General features: G+C 41.1%; 17 protein-coding genes. 5 read left to right on the forward strand and 12 right to left on the reverse strand.

The window, feature by feature from the left end:
• Window positions 1-349 precede the first annotated feature (349 nt).
• From MLOOGBEN_RS03155 to MLOOGBEN_RS03165, 3 genes are read right to left on the reverse strand one after another with little or no spacing between them, the layout of a single operon-like run.
• A complete protein-coding gene (locus MLOOGBEN_RS03155; protein WP_368737750.1) occupies window positions 350-1,651 on the reverse strand; it encodes an ABC transporter substrate-binding protein in 1,302 nt (433 codons plus the stop codon).
• Window positions 1,652-1,679: 28 nt separating this feature from the next.
• Complete coding sequence (locus MLOOGBEN_RS03160) at window positions 1,680-3,260, reverse strand: response regulator transcription factor (protein WP_179156791.1); 1,581 nt, start codon at window positions 3,258-3,260, stop codon at window positions 1,680-1,682.
• A complete protein-coding gene (locus tag MLOOGBEN_RS03165) occupies window positions 3,257-5,035 on the reverse strand; it encodes a cache domain-containing sensor histidine kinase (protein ID WP_179156792.1) in 1,779 nt (592 codons plus the stop codon). The genes MLOOGBEN_RS03160 and MLOOGBEN_RS03165 overlap by 4 nt, the downstream gene beginning before the upstream one ends.
• Before the next feature lie 203 nt (window positions 5,036-5,238).
• Here MLOOGBEN_RS03165 and MLOOGBEN_RS03170 point away from each other — a divergent pair, with 203 nt between their 5' ends.
• On the forward strand, window positions 5,239-6,156 hold the full coding sequence (locus MLOOGBEN_RS03170) for an aldo/keto reductase (RefSeq protein WP_179156793.1): 918 nt from the start codon (window positions 5,239-5,241) through the stop codon (window positions 6,154-6,156).
• A 70-nt stretch (window positions 6,157-6,226) separates the two neighbouring features.
• Here MLOOGBEN_RS03170 and MLOOGBEN_RS03175 read toward each other — a convergent pair whose 3' ends face one another.
• The 8 genes from MLOOGBEN_RS03175 to MLOOGBEN_RS03210 form a co-directional block, all read right to left on the reverse strand.
• Window positions 6,227-6,382 (reverse strand): hypothetical protein, encoded by a 156-nt coding sequence (locus MLOOGBEN_RS03175; RefSeq protein ID WP_179156794.1) that lies wholly within the window; start codon window positions 6,380-6,382, stop codon window positions 6,227-6,229.
• Window positions 6,383-6,500: 118 nt separating this feature from the next.
• Window positions 6,501-6,968, reverse strand: a complete 468-nt coding sequence (locus MLOOGBEN_RS03180; RefSeq protein ID WP_179156795.1) for a hypothetical protein — start codon at window positions 6,966-6,968, stop codon at window positions 6,501-6,503.
• Window positions 6,969-7,077: 109 nt separating this feature from the next.
• Window positions 7,078-7,218: a hypothetical protein gene (locus MLOOGBEN_RS03185; protein ID WP_179156796.1), complete on the reverse strand. Its 141-nt coding sequence runs from the start codon at window positions 7,216-7,218 to the stop codon at window positions 7,078-7,080.
• Between the two features lie 154 nt (window positions 7,219-7,372).
• Entirely contained in the window at window positions 7,373-8,380 is a 1,008-nt protein-coding gene (locus MLOOGBEN_RS03190; protein WP_179156797.1) for a MupG family TIM beta-alpha barrel fold protein, read from the reverse strand.
• The gene (locus MLOOGBEN_RS03195) at window positions 8,377-9,738 is read right to left on the reverse strand and encodes a PTS transporter subunit EIIC (protein WP_179156798.1); all 1,362 of its coding nucleotides are present in this window, start codon (window positions 9,736-9,738) and stop codon (window positions 8,377-8,379) included. Before MLOOGBEN_RS03195 ends, MLOOGBEN_RS03190 begins: the two co-directional genes overlap by 4 nt.
• A 101-nt stretch (window positions 9,739-9,839) precedes the next feature.
• Window positions 9,840-10,694 carry a MurR/RpiR family transcriptional regulator gene (locus MLOOGBEN_RS03200; RefSeq protein WP_179156799.1) on the reverse strand — a complete coding sequence of 285 codons (855 nt, stop codon included), beginning with the start codon at window positions 10,692-10,694 and terminating at the stop codon, window positions 9,840-9,842.
• A 25-nt stretch (window positions 10,695-10,719) separates the two neighbouring features.
• Window positions 10,720-11,622, reverse strand: a complete 903-nt coding sequence (gene murQ / locus MLOOGBEN_RS03205) for an N-acetylmuramic acid 6-phosphate etherase (RefSeq protein WP_179156800.1) — start codon at window positions 11,620-11,622, stop codon at window positions 10,720-10,722.
• A gap of 117 nt (window positions 11,623-11,739) precedes the next feature.
• On the reverse strand, window positions 11,740-12,603 hold the full coding sequence (locus tag MLOOGBEN_RS03210; protein ID WP_179156801.1) for an HAD family hydrolase: 864 nt from the start codon (window positions 12,601-12,603) through the stop codon (window positions 11,740-11,742).
• A gap of 120 nt (window positions 12,604-12,723) precedes the next feature.
• On the opposite strand from MLOOGBEN_RS03210, the gene MLOOGBEN_RS03215 reads away from it, so the two are divergent.
• The 4 genes from MLOOGBEN_RS03215 to MLOOGBEN_RS03230 all read left to right on the forward strand — a co-directional run bounded on the left by MLOOGBEN_RS03215 (window position 12,724) and on the right by MLOOGBEN_RS03230 (window position 18,003).
• Window positions 12,724-13,818 (forward strand): CdaR family transcriptional regulator, encoded by a 1,095-nt coding sequence (locus tag MLOOGBEN_RS03215; protein ID WP_179156802.1) that lies wholly within the window; start codon window positions 12,724-12,726, stop codon window positions 13,816-13,818.
• Window positions 13,819-13,932: 114 nt separating this feature from the next.
• Window positions 13,933-15,345 (forward strand): glycolate oxidase subunit GlcD, encoded by a 1,413-nt coding sequence (glcD, locus tag MLOOGBEN_RS03220; RefSeq protein ID WP_179156803.1) that lies wholly within the window; start codon window positions 13,933-13,935, stop codon window positions 15,343-15,345.
• Entirely contained in the window at window positions 15,342-16,664 is a 1,323-nt protein-coding gene (locus MLOOGBEN_RS03225) for a (Fe-S)-binding protein (protein WP_179156804.1), read from the forward strand. The genes glcD and MLOOGBEN_RS03225 overlap by 4 nt, the downstream gene beginning before the upstream one ends.
• A 193-nt stretch (window positions 16,665-16,857) precedes the next feature.
• The gene (locus MLOOGBEN_RS03230) at window positions 16,858-18,003 is read left to right on the forward strand and encodes a CynX/NimT family MFS transporter (protein ID WP_179156879.1); all 1,146 of its coding nucleotides are present in this window, start codon (window positions 16,858-16,860) and stop codon (window positions 18,001-18,003) included.
• 56 nt (window positions 18,004-18,059) lie between these two features.
• Here the strand turns inward: MLOOGBEN_RS03230 and MLOOGBEN_RS03235 are convergent.
• On the reverse strand, window positions 18,060-18,279 hold a 220-nt coding region (locus tag MLOOGBEN_RS03235; protein ID WP_179156805.1), incomplete at its 5' end, for a hypothetical protein.

Here is an 18,279-nt window from a genome sequence, read left to right on the forward strand (position 1 = left end):
CTCTCACTAGTTTTGTCCCCAATACCCCTGCTTGAGGTCAAATCCTCTTTGGGCTCTCACTAGTTTTGTCTTCAATACCCTTGCTTGAGGACAAATCCTCTTTGGGCTCTCACTAGTTTTGTCCTCAATACCCCTGCTTGAGGACAAATCCTCTTTGGCTCTCACTAGTTTTGTCCTCAATACCCCTGCTTGAGGACAAATCTTCATTGAGCTCACCGAGTTTTGTCCTCAATACCCCTGCTTGAGGACGAATCGAGCAGATACAAGAAAAGTTTGTCCTCTAGCACGCATACACTAGGAATTCAAGTTCACATAAATTAAAAATCCTCTAGCTCACTAAACCTGAGGATTACTTTTTGATATCTTTTAAACCATTATTAATCTTCTCTACCGCTAGGTTTGCGGCTTCTTCGACATTTTTCCCTTGCAGCCCGACCTCTTCAAATAGATCCTTAACCGCTTCGCTGATGACTGGATAGGCTGGAGTTACTGGTCGATTTTTTGAGTAGTTTTGGTCTTGTTGGACAAAGATATTTTTGGGATATTCATTGAGTTCTGAGAATTCTTTTGCAACTGAATATCGTGCAGGTAAATCACCGGAGATTTCGACGAACAATTTCGAACCCTCATACCCTGTAGCGAATTTCACAAATTCCCAGGCCTCCTCTGGATGCTTGGTTTTCGATGAAATCCCCAGTGCCCAGCCACCATTCGGGACAACTTGATGTTTCCCCTTCGGCAGGGGGGCGACCCCATAATCTTCTCCAAGTACAAAACCAGGTGTTTGTTGTAATTCCGATATCGCCCAAGAACCCAATACCGTCATCCCAAGCTTATCTGTTTCAAAAGGAGTGGGAGGCATTTCAACCGACGCTACCCCGTGCTTACGATATAAATCTTGATAAAATTGTAAGGCTTCTAATGCTTCAGGTGAATTGAGATACCCCTGTGCAGTTGATCCATCTGGACTAATAACATCTGCTCCAAATTGCCAAAGGATCGGCATTTTAAAATAAGCAGGTCCTTCTCCTACATTAAAGCCTTGGGCCGGGTCTATCCCGGTCACACCTTTTGCAGGATTGTTGATTTTTTTAGCAATTTCCAGCACTTCCTCCCACGTCAAGGGATGGTCTGGATTTCCTGAAGGGAAGGGGATTCCGGCCTCCCTGAAAAGATTCATATTGTAAAATAAAGCAATGCTCGATTCCACAATGGGAGCAAGGTAAATTTCATCCTTATAGGTTAAACCCTTTAATACACCTTCGGGTATATCGTCAATATTGCCTTCCTTTTTCATAAAAGAATCCATCGATAAAAGCGATCCGGAGTTTGCATAAAGAGCAAGATTTGGACTATCAATCGCCATAATATCAGGATGGTTTCCGGCAGCCAGTTCAGTACGCAGCCTTAATTCATATTCATTTCCCCAGTGCATCGATTGCATATTAATCTTGATAGTGGGGTGCTTTGCTTCAAAGGCAGCAATCATCTCTTCATAGGCCTGATTAAACGCTGGATTCGCTAAATTCCGTAAAAAGGTCAGCTCCACTTGTTTTATCGGTTTCTCTTTATCCGGACTTTTACCTGATAAAGTAAAAAAGGCAAAACCCGCTATACTAAAAAGAATGATGAGTGTTAACCATTTCTTCACCTAATCTCCTCCTCCCTACCAAACCGGATTATTCCCCTATCGAGTTACGAAATTCTAAAGGTGTTTGTCCAACGTGTTTTTTAAATACCGTACTAAAATACCCTGAGTTTGAAAAACCAACTAAGTTACTGACATCAATGATTTTCAGCTGGTGATCTTTAAGTAATTGTTTTGCCTTATTCAACCTCAAATTTACCAGATAATCACTAAAGTTCTGGCCGACATGAAGTTTGAATGTTTCCGATAAATGGGCACTATTAATGTGAAATAATGTAGACAAGGTGGTAAGGGATATTTCACTTGCATAATGCTGGTCCAAATAATGACGGATGCTATCGATTAATTTTTTATTGGAAAAACGAGCGAGGCGAACTTTTTCAATGATTAATGAGGCCAATTGAATCAGGTCCTCTTTCACTTTATGTTGAGAATAGAGCTTCCATATATTTTGTTGGCAATTCCAAATCGTATTTTGAATATCTTTCGTCTCGACATCGTACTTTTTCGCTAATGATCCCAACATAAATAACACCTGGTTGGCAGCAAAAGAAAACGACATAACCGAACGACCTTCGGAACCATCAAGAACAATCTGTAGATTATCTTTAAATGCAGCAAAATCAACATTTTCAATGGAATTCGTTATCCGTCTCTCAAAATCCGGAGAAAAGTCAAACACCTCTTCGCTTGCAGCAGTTTGATCCATAATCTGTGACTTTGATCCAAGTTGACTTTGGCTCCACGCAAGTAAACTGGATATATATCCGCTCCTATATTCTGAAAGTCCATTCACAATCGTCCCTATACCAATGACCGTTTCTAATTTTAATAGCTTGTTAACGTTTTGTTGAATTTGCAAAACGAAAGGATTGGTCGTTGAAGAATGGGAATCAACTCGCTGTAAAAATTGAACCATATTGGGATAGCTAGGATCCGTAAACACATAGGTTGCATTCTGCTGTTGAGCGATTTCCTTACACAATAACTGAAATGGAATCCTTAGTTCCTCTAGACGAGCAGAATCGAGGCCATCTCTAATTTCCACCGTGAAAAACTGTACTTTTGCATTTTCATTTGCCAGTTCTTGGAGTTGGAGCTGATGAAGCCTTTCAGTCACAATCGGAAGCTGTAATCGTTCTTCTTTTGCTAAATGAAGGATAAATTGTTCCTGCAATTCTAGTAAATGAGAATGAACAAGCCGGCTCATTTGCGCAATTTCTACTTGTTTTCTTCTTTCTTCTTCTACTTCTTTCCGTATCTTCCTCAATGCTTCTACTAATTCATCGGGGGCAACAGGTTTCAGTAAATAGTCTTTAACGCCTTGTTGCAGTGAATTTCGCACATAATCAAAATCGGAATAACCTGATAATACGATGACTTTTACATGAGGAAACTCTTGATGACAACGTTTTGCCAATTCTACTCCATCCATAATAGGCATTCTCATATCGGTAATTACTATATCAATATCCTTGGTTTGGAGGATTTCAAGAGCTTCTTTTCCATTTGAAGCCTCTTCAACAAGTTGAAATCCCTCTTCCTCCCAGTCTACTTTTAAGCGTAATCCTTTACGAATTTGAATCTCATCATCCGTGATTAACACTTTCATCCTGTCTCCCCCCCCCTCTTCAAATCAATCAGTAAAGTAATCTTCGTACCTTCATTTTTTGTAGATTCAATTTGATAGGTAAAGTCATCTCCATAGGTAAGGTTTAATCGTCCAAGTACATTTCTTAGCCCAATGCTGTTTCCTTTGCTTTCCAATACGTGTATGGTTTCATCCGCTTGGGATTCTAAATCAGAAATGATTTCTTCAGACATCCCCATCCCTTTATCTGCCACTGACAGGGTAAGCTGACTCCCAATCACTTCAGTTTTTATAAAAATATTGGCAAACGTCTTTTCACTGAAACTATATTTCACAGCATTTTCTACAAGTGGTTGTAAAATGAATTTAATAATGGGGATCGTTACGGTGCCAGGGTCTACATCCATATGAATCGTAATCGTGTCCTCATATCTTAACTTTAATATGTTCGTGTAACTCTTGATATAATTTACTTCTTCACCTAACGGTACAATATTGCTTTTTGTATTTAAAGAATATCTCAGCATTTTCCCTAAATAAATGCTTACATTCATGACCTCTTTATTTTTCTCTTGAAGTGCTAAACTTCCAATAATTTCAAGCGTGTTATTTAGAAAGTGAGGGTTGATTTGTAATAATAAGGCTTTATATTCAGCATCTTTCCGGCGCAAATTGGCTTCATATTCTGTTTCAATTAAATTCTGCAATTGATCAATCGTATGTTCCGTAACATTAATAAGGTAATCAACTTCATTATTTTGAGATTTAATGTGAGGCATAAAGCGTTTTGCCCCTGTAAAATCTCCCCGTTCGATAAACACAAGCGCTTTTGCAAGTTTTCCTAAAGGACTTGTAATATTGTTAGACATAATCACCGAAGCCACAATCGTGATGAAAAAAAGGACTGCACTCGTTAAAAGAAGGTTTCGCTGTAAATGATTGGCCCTTGCGAATAAATCGGACTCTGTCACTTCACTGACTAGGATCCAATCCCCTACTGGCAGCTTTTGAAAGAAAACTAAGTATTTCTCCTTCTGATAAGCGGCCTCAATTAGCCCTTCTTGGTCTTTACTAGTGGTGATTTGTTTTAAACTTTGTTTCAGGATCGAATTCGGGGTCTTTATTTTCCCTGCCAAAATATTCTCACCCTGCTGATTTAGCAAATAGGTATGCCCATTTTGCCCAATTGTTATTTTATTTAGCGCCGTTTCCAGTAAAGCAGAAGGGAAATTCACTTTAATAACCCCCGCTGATATCATCGTATTGGTATCAATGAGGGGCAAAATATAGCTATTGATCTTCTTTTGTTGCATTTCATGACTTTGCTGAAATGGATCTAAATGTGACTTAACATAGTCCTGATTATGTTGGGTAAAGTCCTGATACCAATCTGTTTCATGAAGTGAGGAATGAACACCCCAAGTACCGGTCCCATCATCAAGCAGCACCGAAATCGACATCGCATTAGAATTGTTAATCATGATCGAGGATAGTCCCTGTTTAAGTTGATTCATCAATGCATCGATTTCTTCCTTGCCAGCACCTTGTCTATTTAATCTAATCCATTCCTGTGTGGTCTGATTAACAAGCACTTGCTTGCCCAAATCCTCTGCCTGTGTAGAGATGGAATCAACATAAAGCGAAAACTGATCCATCATTTCTATGGTCAACTCTTGAGTCTGTTCTCGAATAACAGATGTAAAAAAGCTAGGAATAATCAATGATAGTATAATAAAGGGAATGGTTAACAAACAGGTAAAAATAAGTAATAAGCGATTGCGTAATGAAAAAAGCATGTTACCCCCTTCAGGGAAAACCCTTACAATTTTTCGTATATTGGAATAATCTATTATAGCACTTTCCTATTACTCGACTCTACCACTTGGGAAAATGCAGCGATTCGTAAATTTTGATACTAACCTGCTAATGTGTCAAAATAAGGAATGAAATACATAGTGTTCATGAGAGTGGAAAATTCCCTAAAATGGAGGTCATGATGATGAGAATAATGAAACTAGGAAGCAGCACATTAGAAGTGCCGGTGGTTGCAGTCGGCTGCATGCGCATGAAGTCATTAGAAAAGAAGGAAGCGGAGATCTTTATCCAAAATGCTTTAGAGCAAGGAGCAAATTTTTTCGACCATGCAGATATTTACGGGGATGGAACATCAGAGGAAATTTTCGCCGATGCCATACATATGAATGCTGAAATCCGTGAAAAAATCATCCTCCAATCAAAATGCGGCATTCGCAAAGGGATGTTTGATTTTTCAAAGGAGCATATATTACATTCGGTGGATGGGATTTTGAAAAGGTTGAACACCGAATATCTGGATACGCTGCTCCTTCACCGTCCGGATGCTCTAATGGAGCCTGAGGAAGTAGCAGAGGCATTCGATATTCTAGAGAATACAGGAAAAGTACGCCATTTTGGTGTTTCCAACCAAAACCCGATGCAAATTCAATTGCTGCAGAAATATGTGAAGCAGCCAATTGTAGCCAACCAGCTTCAATTGAGTATCACAAACGCCAACATGATTTCCAATGGATTGAACGTGAACATGGAGAACGAATCTGCAATTAATCGCGATGGAAGTGTGCTTGATTTTTGCAGACTGAACGACATTACCATTCAGCCATGGTCTCCTTTCCAATATGGATTCTTTGAAGGTGTTTTTCTAGGAAACGACAAGTTTCCTGAATTAAATCAGAAGATCGATGAAATTGCTGCTAAATATGAAGTTAGTAATACCACCATCGCGATTGCGTGGCTCCTGCGTCACCCAGCCAAAATGCAGCCAGTGATCGGTACGATGACCGTGGACAGGTTAACGGAATGCTGTAAAGCAAGTGAAATCTATTTAACACGCGAAGAGTGGTACGAAATCTTTCGTGCTGCTGGAAACATCCTGCCATAATAAAATAGAAGGGAGTGCCGTTAAAGGCACTCCCTTCTATTTTGTGGTGATAGGACGACAGGGTTTAACCCTATTCATCATCAACCTCGCCGTCTCCAATTTCATCCTCTTCCTCTACATCTTCAATCTTTTCCCCTTCCTCAGGCTCCTCATCATTACCACAACCCGTTATGGAGAAAAGAGAACAACTTAAAAATAAAATCAATAATAACTTCTTCCACTTCATCTCAGTCAACCTCCTTTATCCTAGCATTTCCAGATAAAGCGGCAATATGATAAAAAGTTTGGTGCCTGTCACCGCCCGTGGACAGTGTCCACGGGCGGTGACAGGCACCATTTATACATCACTGTATATTCTCCTCTTCTTCATCTGTTTCTTCATCCACTATTGCTTCTCCTAGTTCTGGATCCTGTTCTTCCTGTTCTTTTTCTGCCTTGATTCTTGTGATTTCTTCGTTTAGTTGTTCAAATGCATTGAGTCTATGGTTGGCGCTGGCCAGTAAATCATCTATGATTACAATGAATTTTTCATAGGGGACTCCATTTTCGCTGCAGCCTGTAATCATTTTGAGTAGGTCTTTTTCATACAAATGATAACGTTCTTTGAAGGTTTTCGAATCCATGGTTAAAAAATACTCATCATCGACGACGAATTCGTTAAATACTTTTTTCGTTAAACGTTTTTTGGTCACTTCTATATCTTGTTTGTCCTTTTCATTGTCATAATGTGCTTCGTCTTCATACTCAGAGCAAAGCGTATCGTAGATTTTCTCTAGAAGTTCGGTCGGATTTAGATACTTCAGTTCCACCATGGAATCCCCCCTTTATTATTAGTAGTATAACTCCCATTTCTTTTCCCATTACAACCAATTATCACCCGAAAAAAAAGAATCCTAATCGGCTAATGGATTAGGATTCATATTATGAGAATTGATTTGCAAGGATTGTTACTAATGCACTTAGTATAATCGTGCCAATCATAATATTAATATAGAGTAGGTTTTTTTTCATTTTTTTCTTTGGCATTGATTCTTCAAGTGTCATCCACATACTTTTTGCCACAACCATTACCCCTTTTTACCTTCTAGCTAGTTATAAATGTATTAATAGTAAAAATCCATCAATTAATTATACAAAAATAATAGATTGCGTCAATGGTCATAAAAAGTCTTTATCATAAGAGGCAAAAAAGCTGCCCCAATGCTGAGGCAGTTCATTAAACATGTATGAATTTTACCTTTTGTCCAGGTTTGAGATAGGAGAGAAACACGATATCTTCCTCGATCACTTTTCCCACCACATTGACCCTTTCATCGGCAGGCAGATCACACAGGGTAATTTGGACCTCACCCCGATATCTTCCATAACGGTCATTGTCTCTCGTAATACTGCCAAGCCAACGTTCACTCGTATTCTCAGGAAGTATTGGCTCAACACTTCTAGTATCCATAAACCGTCGAACATCTCTGGACAGATCAGGGCGAAGCTTGAACTCTCCTTCTTGGAACCCTTGTATTCGAATCTCAATCCTATGATTTTGATCAAGATCGATTAATTTCTTAAGCAGATCCTCACTTACCGCTGGATCACCGATATAAACATCACTAACATCATAATGGAACAATTCCATTGTCGCCAAAAATGGGTCCATTTCACGGTGCTCTTCCAAGGTTGGCAGTCCTTCAAACAACGGACCGCGCTTTTCCCCATCACCAGGAATGTACGCACTCACCGGGATTCCATATTTCTTAAAAAGTTCATTTTGCTTCTGAAAAAACCAATCCGACAATCCAGTCTCAATCCTTGGATAGAAATTATGCCAAGCTAACAGCTGACTAGCCTTTAATCCGCCATCCAATAGGGCCCGAATATCATCCTCAAAGATAATACTGGCATTTAGCGCAAGCTTAAATTCACCCGCCAGCTTCAAAATCAATTCATTTTCAAAAAAGTCATCCAGTCTGAGGCCGCTGACTCCAAGTGATTTTAAATCAAATAAACTATCTAAACCCAAGTGACCAGGTGTCTTTAACGAAACATCCGCATAAACTTCTATTCCTGCTTCCTTCGCACACTGAAGCAGGTTCATCGCACGATTCACTAAATCACCGGATTCTTCTGGAATGTGAAGCGAGGTAAACGCTCGCTTCACACCCATTTTTCCAGCCAGTTTAATCCGTTCTTCTGCCAAAGAATCATTTAAATAGAAGGAAATACCAATCAATCAAATTCACCAGCCATGTCATCATTGAAACCGAATAAATACGTGAACAAGAATCCTGCTGCATAGGCAATTAATACCCCAACCAAATAAAGAACAACTTGACCTGCAACAACAAGGAAAGCAAGTGGCAGCCCTGATACCCCAATAGCGATTGTTGCAATTCCAAATGCTGCTTGGAATGCACCGCCGACACCGGCACCTAAACAGGCTGTTAGGAACGGACGGCCTAATGGAAGTGTAACACCGAAAATTAACGGCTCACCAATTCCAAGAATACCTGCTGGCAGACCACCGCCAATCGCTCTTTTTAAGCGAGTTTTCTTTGTTTTAAGATAGATGGCAAACGCTGCACCGACTTGACCTGCTCCACCCATTGCCAAGATTGGAAGAAGTGGGTCGTCACCGATTGTATTAATTAACTCTAAGTGAATCGGTGTTAAACCTTGGTGTAAACCCGTTACAACCAATGGCAGGAAGGTTGCACCAAGAACAAATCCTGCTACTACACCACCCATATCAAGTAAAGAAGTTAAACCTTTTGTGATAACATCTGAAACAAATCCACCAATCGGCATAAAGACAAGATAAGTAACAATACCAGTAACCAATAAAGCAACCGTTGGTGTGATGAAAAGATCAAGAGACGTTGGAACAAACTTACGTACACGTTTTTCAACTAAAGCGATAAAGATAGCAGCAAATAGAACCCCTATTAAACCACCGCGACCAGGAAGTAAATCTGTGCCAAACAAATGAATTCCTGCAACCGCCGGGTTAATAATCAAGATACCCGCAATCGCACCAAGCGCTGGCGAACCGCCAAATTCCTTCGCTGCATTCGTACCCACTAAAATACCAAGGTAACCAAATAATCCACTGCCGATAACAGATAGAATCGTTGCAAGCTGAGAATCACCTGCTAACCATCCTGCTTGAATTACCGCTTTTGTAATCCCTGTAATTAAACCTGACGCAACAAGTGCAGGGATTAATGGAATGAAAATTCCAGCGATTTTACGTAAAAACATTTTAAATGGTGTTGCATTCTTTTTGTTGATTTCTGCTTTTGTGCTCGCTGCTTTTTCTTTTAAATTGATTCCACCTTCAGCGTCAATCAACTTACCAAACTCTTCTGTTACCTTATTTACTTTTCCAGGTCCGAGAATGATTTGAAGGGTTTCTTCCTCAACCACTCCAAGGACTCCTTCGATTTTCTTAAGGGCAGCCTTATTAATCACAGACTCATCCTTCGGTGTAACGCGAAGCCTTGTCATACAATGTGTGTAATTGCCAATGTTACTAGCGCCGCCTAGTTGTTCGAGAATTTTTTCAGCTAATATTTTATTTTCTCCAGCCATTTCGTTTCCCCTACTCTCTGTTGTATTTTACTGTTTGAATCATGTGATCTATTTCCCCAATGAACATGGTGTAATAGTGAACACACTCACCCCCTGAAAGGTTAATTTCCTTCTTTAATAAACCGAATGGCATCTCTTGTTTGATCAATTGCCTGAATCGTTTGCTCGTATTGGACCGTCGCCATCGACAAAAACAAAATATCCATCATATATAACTGAGCAAGACGTGATGATGTTGCGGCACTCCGGAAAGCCGGTTCCCCAGAATACGAGGTAAACAGTTTAATATCGGCCAGCGAAGCGACAGCGGATTGTCCGTATTTCGTCAAACTAATCGTCTTCACGCCGCGCTCTTTTGCAAGTGATGTTACTTTGATTACTTCTGCGGTTTCCCCCGAGTGAGAGATGGCAAACACCACATCATCCTTTTTCGCATTCGCAATCAATGTTGCTACAAGATGTGTATCAGTAAAAGCGGTTGCATTTTTTTGAATCCTTAGGAACTTCTGCTGTGCGTCCTTTGCAATAATATTAGAGGCGCCAATTCCGAAGAAATGGACATTCTGAGCAGACAGTAATGTCTGAACGGCCCGTTCCAATTCCTCGTAATTGATCATCTCTGCAGAATCGCGGATGCTCTGAATACTATTGCTGGTGGTCTTCTGGACAATCGAAAAATAAGATTCCCCAGGCTCGATGTCACGATATCCTTGTTCTGCGGGCTTCACTAAATCGCCCGCAATTCTTACCTTTAAATCCTGAAATCCATTCAAACCGAGTGACTTACACAAGCGAATAACCGCTGCTCCACTCGTTTTGGCTTGAGCTCCGATATCATTGACCGTACTGTTTAAAATACTTTGTGGATTCTCAAGAATGAAATGAGCAATCTTCCGCTCAGAAGCCGGAAGCTGTTCAAGCATATTCTGGAGCATTTTTAACCCGCCTGCGGCCACACCTATTACCACCTTTTCACAAAATCTATTGTTGAATGGCGATTTTCACATAGCCATTCGCTACTGTTAATAGCTTTTCTGCTTCCTCTTTCGTAGTCTCACGTTTGATCATCACAATGGCTGTTTTCACCTGCAGCCCTGATTTTTCTAATGTCTCCAAAGCCACTTCATACGAAACGCCAGTAATTTTGCGGATAATCCCAATCGCGCGTTCCTTTAATTTCAGGTTACTCACCTTTACATCGACCATTAAATTCTCATAGGCCTTACCCAAAAGAATCATCGATGAAGTCGAAATCATATTCAAAATCATTTTATGAGCTGTACCTGATTTCAAACGGGTTGAACCCGTTAGAACCTCTGGACCGACAATGACTTCGATTGCTTGGTGTGCTTCTTTACTAATCGCCGCATTTTTATTACACGATAACGCAACGGTTTTCGCTCCGATGCTTCTAGCATAGCGAAGCGCTCCAATCACATAAGGTGTCCGGCCGCTGGCTGCAATCCCAATAACCGTGTCGTTCTCTGTCAAATCCAAATCCTTCAGGTCACTTACGCCAAGTTCCATATCATCCTCAGCACCTTCAACGGCTTTCAGAAAGGCACCCTCTCCTCCTGCCATTAATCCTACAACCATTTCTGGCTCTGTGCTAAAGGTAGGCGGGCATTCAACAGCGTCCAAAACACCTAATCTGCCACTCGTTCCTGCTCCTAAATAAATCAGGCGTCCGCCTTTTTTAAAGGATTCAAACACAAACTGAACGGCTTCCTCAATATCTGGTAAAACTTCTTTGACAGCCAGGGCTACCATTTTGTCTTGTTCGTTCATGATTCGTAATATATCAATTGGACTAGCTGTATCAATCTGCATCGTCTCATCATTTCGGGACTCGGTCGTTAATAATTCGAGATTTTCTTCGATCATTTCCTAATCCTCCTCGTTAGCTTTTTCTAGTTGTAAGCGATTTCCATGCACTCATTATATCGCTTGTGAAATAATAATTCAACATTTTTATTAAAATAGTAAAATACCATTTCAAAATTATTCTAGTAGAAACCGACGAATCGCCTGTGCCACGCCCTTTTCATGATTACTTCCCGTCACCTGATCAGCCAGATTTTTCACATCGTCCGGTGCATTTCCCATTGCAATCCCTAGTCCTGCAGCACTTAGCATCAGGGAATCATTGTAATTATCCCCAATCGCCGCAATTTGCGAAATGTGAATATCATGCTTCTCACCGAGTTTTAATAAGGATGAAGCCTTACTCACACCAGCAGGTGAAATTTCCAAATTGAGAAAGTTGAAACTGCTGCTGATTTCCATTCCACCTACTTGTTTATCAATCGCTTTTGTAAAATCAGCGAGTTTACCCTCATCGTTAAAAACAGCAATTTTTGTGATCACGGGTTGATTAGTCTTAACATAGCGATAAAAATCAGCGACCATTTTCACCTGGCATTGCCCGCGAAAACTCTCACGTTCTTCCAAGTTTGCCCCTGTTTTTTCAAGAGCGAGGATATTATTCTCAATCCAATTCTTATTCCATTTCGTTTCTGATGGAACGAGTAAGGTATCTCCCTCGTAAAAATGTGCATAAATGCCTTCTCCTTCACATAACTCCCAGAAGCTCATGAGATGGTCATGCTCGAAAACAGATTGCTCACTAATTTCTCCATTTTCATCAAGGATCACAGCGCCATTATAGGCAATAATCGGCTCACCTTTTAGTCCGATTGTATTGGCAATCCATCTGGTAGAAAGCGGGGAACGGCCGCTGCAAATCACGACCCTTCCGCCTCTTTCGCGGTACTCATGAATCGCCTCGATATTTTCCTTATCAATCTCTCTTTGCTCATTTAATAGTGTTCCGTCCAAATCTGTCGCTAACATTTTATATTTCAAGATATTCTCCCCTTTGCACTTTTATTTCATTATAATTATAGTACTAATTAAAATATTACTTCAAAAATAACTTCTACCATATTTATGGAAATACCAATATACAAGGGATGGTGATGCCAAATGCTTCAACCAGAACTCGCTGAAAAAATAGTGAGGGAAGTTCAGAAATTAATGGCAGAAGAAATTATCGTAGTGAACACAGATGGCATCATCATGGCAAGCACTAACCGGGAACGACTCGGTACCTTCCATGAAGGAGCCTTCATCACATCACAGCAGAAGAAAAAGCTGATTATTACAGAGAATGAAGCCTTACAGCTAAAAGGGGTAAAGTCTGGGATTAATCTACCTATTTTCTTTCAACATGAGGTCATTGGTGTTATTGGGATTACAGGTGACCCTGAAAGTGTTACCCCGTTTGGGGAAATCATTCGTAAAATGACCGAGCTGTTAATCAGTGAAAACTACTTTGGTGAACAGTTTGAATATCACTCCCGAGCGATGGAAACCTTTGTCCTCGAATGGCTTCAGGCAAAAGAACCAAGTCCGAGTTTGCTTGAACGTGCCCGTGCTCTGACCATTAATCTTGATGTCAACCGTACAGCTGTTATCATCGAGTTTGGAGAAAGAAGGTTTCCTTTATCAAGAGATGTATGGTCCTCTATCTTGAGTGCTTTTTCCCATAATAAAAATGACGTCCTAACAAGGTCAGGTAATGAACGAATCATTGTATTAATCGATTGCCCTATTAACGTTCAAATCAAAAATCGTTTAGGGCACTTTCTGCAATTCATTAAAAATAGCTTCGGGATTACTGCTTATGCTGGAGTCGGCCAGTGTGCACCCGCTTCTAAGCTGCACCAATCCTATGTGCAGGCCGAACGAGCGTTGAAAATCGCTAGACGAAATAAAAGTATTATTTTTGATGAGGAATTAACCCTTGAAATGATTACCGGAGAACTTACATCAGAAGTAAAATCTGAATACATTCAGCGGACCATTGGACCCCTTTTAAAAGAAAAAGACCTGTTGGAAACCTTACGTGAATTATTTAATCAAAATCATTCGTTAAAAAATACAGCTCACTCCTTGCACATTCATATCAACACGCTTCATTATCGTTTGAAGAAAGTCGAGGAGCTGACCCAGTTAAACCCAAACACCATCCATGATTTGTTTTCTTTGTACCTTGCTGTCCATCTTTTGGATGAATAACCAAAAACAAATCTATTTTCGACTAATACTTTGTATGTTTATCTATAGCAGGCGTATGCCTGTTTTTTTATACTTTAAGTAGTATGAAAATAGTACGAAAATGGGGGAAATAGCATGCTCTCGAATGATGTAAAAGAAAAATTGATTTCAATTGTAACCAAAGAAAACTTCGATGATTCTAAAATAGAACGTTTAGTCTATTCCTATGATGCAACACCAAACTTCCAATCAATGCCGGATGCAATAGTCAGTCCGCGAAATACTGAGGAAGTCTCAGAGATATTGAAGATTTGTAATCAATACGGAGTTCCGATTGTTCCGCGCGGTTCAGGCACCAACCTTTGTGCAGGAACTTGCCCAACGGAGGGCGGAGTTGTCCTCCTTTTTAAACATATGAACAGAATCCTTGAAATTGATGAAGAAAACCTGACGATTACCGTTCAGCCAGGTGTGATTACCCTTGATTTGATTAATGCCATTGAAGAAAAGGGTCTTTTCTATCCGCCTGATCCAAGTTCGATGAAAATCTCAACGATTGGCGGTAATATTAACGAGAATTCAGGCGGCTTACGCGGACTCAAATACGGTGTTACGCGGGATTATGTGATTGGACTTGAAGCGGTATTACCGAATGGCGATATCCTTCGAACAGGCGGAAAGCTGGCAAAGGATGTTGCTGGGTATGACTTAACTCGACTTTTCGTTGGCTCTGAAGGAACACTTTGTGCGATTACCGAAGCCACCTTGAAGCTGATTCCAATGCCAGAAACACGGAAAACGATGCTGGCTCTTTACCAGGATCTTTCTGCAGCTGCAAGGTCTGTTTCGAAGATTATTGCCAATAAAATCATTCCAACTACTTTGGAGTTCCTCGATCAAGCAACATTAAAGGTCGTTGAAGACTATGCTCAAATTGGTCTGCCAACTGACGTTCAAGCGGTGCTATTAATTGAACAGGATGGTCCGCCCGAGGTTGTCGAACGCGATATAGCTAAAATCGCAGAGGTATGTAAGCAAGAAAATGCGGTATCGATTCAAATCGCTGCATCAGAAGAGGAAGCGATGGCGCTTAGAACGGCAAGACGCGCTGCACTTTCAGCAATTGCCCGTTTAGCACCAACGACCATTTTGGAGGATGCAACCGTCCCTCGTTCTGAAATTGCCAACATGGTAAAAGCAATTAATGAAATCACCGAAAAATATAATTTGACCATTTGCACCTTTGGCCATGCCGGTGACGGCAATCTCCATCCTACCTGCGCAACCGATGCGAGAAACCATGAAGAAATGGAACGCGTTGAAAAAGCGTTCGCTGAAATTTTTGAAAAAGCGATTGAACTCGGTGGAACAATTACCGGCGAGCACGGAGTCGGAGCGATGAAGGCACCGTACTTAGAGTGGAAGCTGAATAAGGAAGGAATCGCTGCGATGATGGGGATTAAGAAGGCATTTGATCCGAACAACATCATGAACCCCGGGAAAGTCTTTGCGAAGGACAGCAAGAAACGCGTGGTGATGACAAGATGACAACTTTACTCGAACAACAGAAAATTCAAGAGCAATTCAAAGAGCGGATGAACGAGGACGAGTTGTTAAATTGTATGCGCTGCGGCTTCTGTCTGCCAACCTGTCCAACGTATATTGAATCAGGTTACAAGGAGTCTCATTCTCCTCGCGGTCGGATTGCGATGATGAAAGCGGTCGTCGATGGAATAGTTGAACCTGATGAGGATTTCGAACGCTCCCTCGAGCTTTGTCTCGGATGCCGTGCCTGTGAACCAGTCTGCCCTTCCGGCGTTAATTACGGTCACTTACTAGAAGAAGCAAGGGATATTATTAATCAAAATAAAAAACACTCATTACCGGTTAGGGCTATTAGAAAAACAGTATTTGAAGGGCTTTTCCCTCACCAAAATCGGATGCGCACGATGGTTGGATTGCTTGGCTTCTATCAGCGCTCGGGGATTCAAACCCTTGCGCAGAAAACTGGCTATTTAGGTTTGTTACCTGACAATTTAGCCACGATGGAAAAAGTGCTTCCAAAAGTACCGACTATGAGAGAAATGAAGAACCGTCCAGAGCACCTGCCAGCATTGGCGGAGAAAGTACACAAGGTTGCTTTTTTCAGCGGCTGCCTGATGGATACGATGTTCATGAAGACAAACGATTCGACTATGAAATTGTTACAATTAGCTGGCTGTGAGATTGTGATTCCGAAGAAGCAAACCTGCTGTGGGGCTCTTCACGGACACAGCGGTGAAAAAGAGTCAGCAAAAGAGCTTGCCAAGAGAAATATTGCGGCATTTGAAGACTTAGATGCCGACTTTATTATTACCAATGCTGGCGGCTGCGGCGCCTTCCTTGTTGATTATGATCACCTGCTAAAGGATGACCCAGTTTGGAAGCAACGTGCAGTGGCGTTCAAAGAGAAGATAAAGGATATTTCTGAAATACTTGTAGCTGTTTCTTTTCATAAAAAAGTGAAATTAGAGCTCCCGCCTCAGGTGATTACCTATCAGGATTCCTGCCATTTGCGAAATGTGATGAAGACAGCCTCAGCGCCAAGGACACTGCTGGGGGCTATAAAAGGGGTACAGTACAAAGAAATGAAAGAAGCCGACCGCTGCTGTGGTTCTGCTGGTATTTATAATATCGTTGAGTCCGAAATGTCAATGGTCATGCTTGACTATAAAATGGTTCAGGCAAAAGCGACTCATGCAACCACCATCGTAACCGCAAACCCTGGATGCTTGCTGCAAATGCAGCTCGGAATCGAGCGTGAAGGCCTGTCCGGTAAAATGCGCGGTGTTCATATCGTCGATTTGTTAGCAGAAGCAGTGAAATAATATGTCTAAAATAGGACCGTGGGGACGGTTCTTGTGGTTTTAAAAACCATAAGAACCGTCCCCATGGTCCCCTCTTTCCCAATGAATATGCTATACTTTAGAAAGTTTGTTTTATGAGAGAGAGAGGTTGCTTTTCTTGGAATTATTAGAGTCAAAAGCGAATGCGAAATCAGCATATATATATTTTTTTATTATGGGGATTGTCCTTGTAGCCTTTAATTTGCGCCCAGCCATTACATCTCTGGGTCCATTAGTTGGGATGATTCAGGAGGATGTTGGACTTACGCATTGGAGTGCGGGTTTATTGATGAGTTTACCTTTAGTGGTTTTCGCCATCATGTCTCCCCTTGTTCCAAAAATAGCGAATCAGCTGACAAATGAAGTGACATTAATCATTGGTTTAACATCTCTTTTCATTGGTATTATAATCCGCTCGGTTCCGATGACTTTTTTCCTTTTCGCTGGAACTCTTTTGGCTGGATTGGGTATTGCGATTGGAAATGTTCTTTTACCAGCCGTTGTTAAGGATAAGTTCCCAGAGAAATTTGGGTTAATGACAAGTGTTTATTCCACATCAATGGGACTAATCGCATCCTTAGCTTCAGGAATCAGCGTTCCTTTAGCAATGGATTTAAACCTTGGGTGGCAGGGTGCTCAGATTGTATGGGCAATACCGGTAGTAGTTGCAATCGTAGTGTGGGTCTTTCTACGAAAAAGTAACGGAAAAGAATCCAGCGTCATTCAAAAGAAGGGGCGCGCTGACTCTGCTGCATTATGGCGTACTCCTCTTGCCTGGCAAATCGCCATTTTCATGGGATTCCAATCCTTTTTATTCTATGTAACGATTTCTTGGTTACCTGAAATCCTGCATAGTCATGGAATAAGTATGGGGACAGCAGGATGGATGCTTTCCTTTACTCAGCTAATGGGATTACCGGCAAGTTTCTTCATTCCTGTCCTTGCAGGTCGTGCGGGGTCTCAGGTATGGATTTCATTCATGTTAGGGATGTGCGCAGTTGTTGGGTATAGCGGGTTACTGTTAGGAGATTCCTATCCGATTTTAATCCTTAGTATTGTCTTGATTGGAATTGCATTGGGAGGAAGTTTTCCCTTAGCTCTAACCTATATCGGACTGCGTGCACGAAATGCAAATCAAGCGGCAGCTTTATCGGGAATGACACAATCAACAGGTTATCTCCTAGCAGCAGTAGGTCCGTTGTTTATTGGCTATTTATATGACTTGGCTCATACATGGACCATTCCCATTATTACCCTCATTTTAGTTTCAGTAGTCGTCATCATATTTGGAATGCTGTCCGGTCGGAATCGGTATGTATAAATCAATCACAAAGAAACCGAAGGAAAAATATCCTTCGGTTTCTTATTGAATACAGATTAATTTTTTAAGTCTATTACAGCAACAGCATCTTCATCAGGCACTACATCTTCTGTAACCTCTTCAGATTCAACTTCAGTTGCTACTTCAACAGCTTCTTCGGAAGTTTCAACTTCAACAGCTTCTTCGGAAGTTTCAACTTCAACAGCTTCTTCAACTGTTACGTCTTCAATAACTTCTTCTGCAACCGCACGGACAGCTGAATTAGCCGCTGCATGT

It is taken from the genome of Bacillus sp. EB106-08-02-XG196 (assembly GCF_013396335.1).
Lineage (GTDB): Bacteria > Bacillota > Bacilli > Bacillales > Cytobacillaceae > Neobacillus.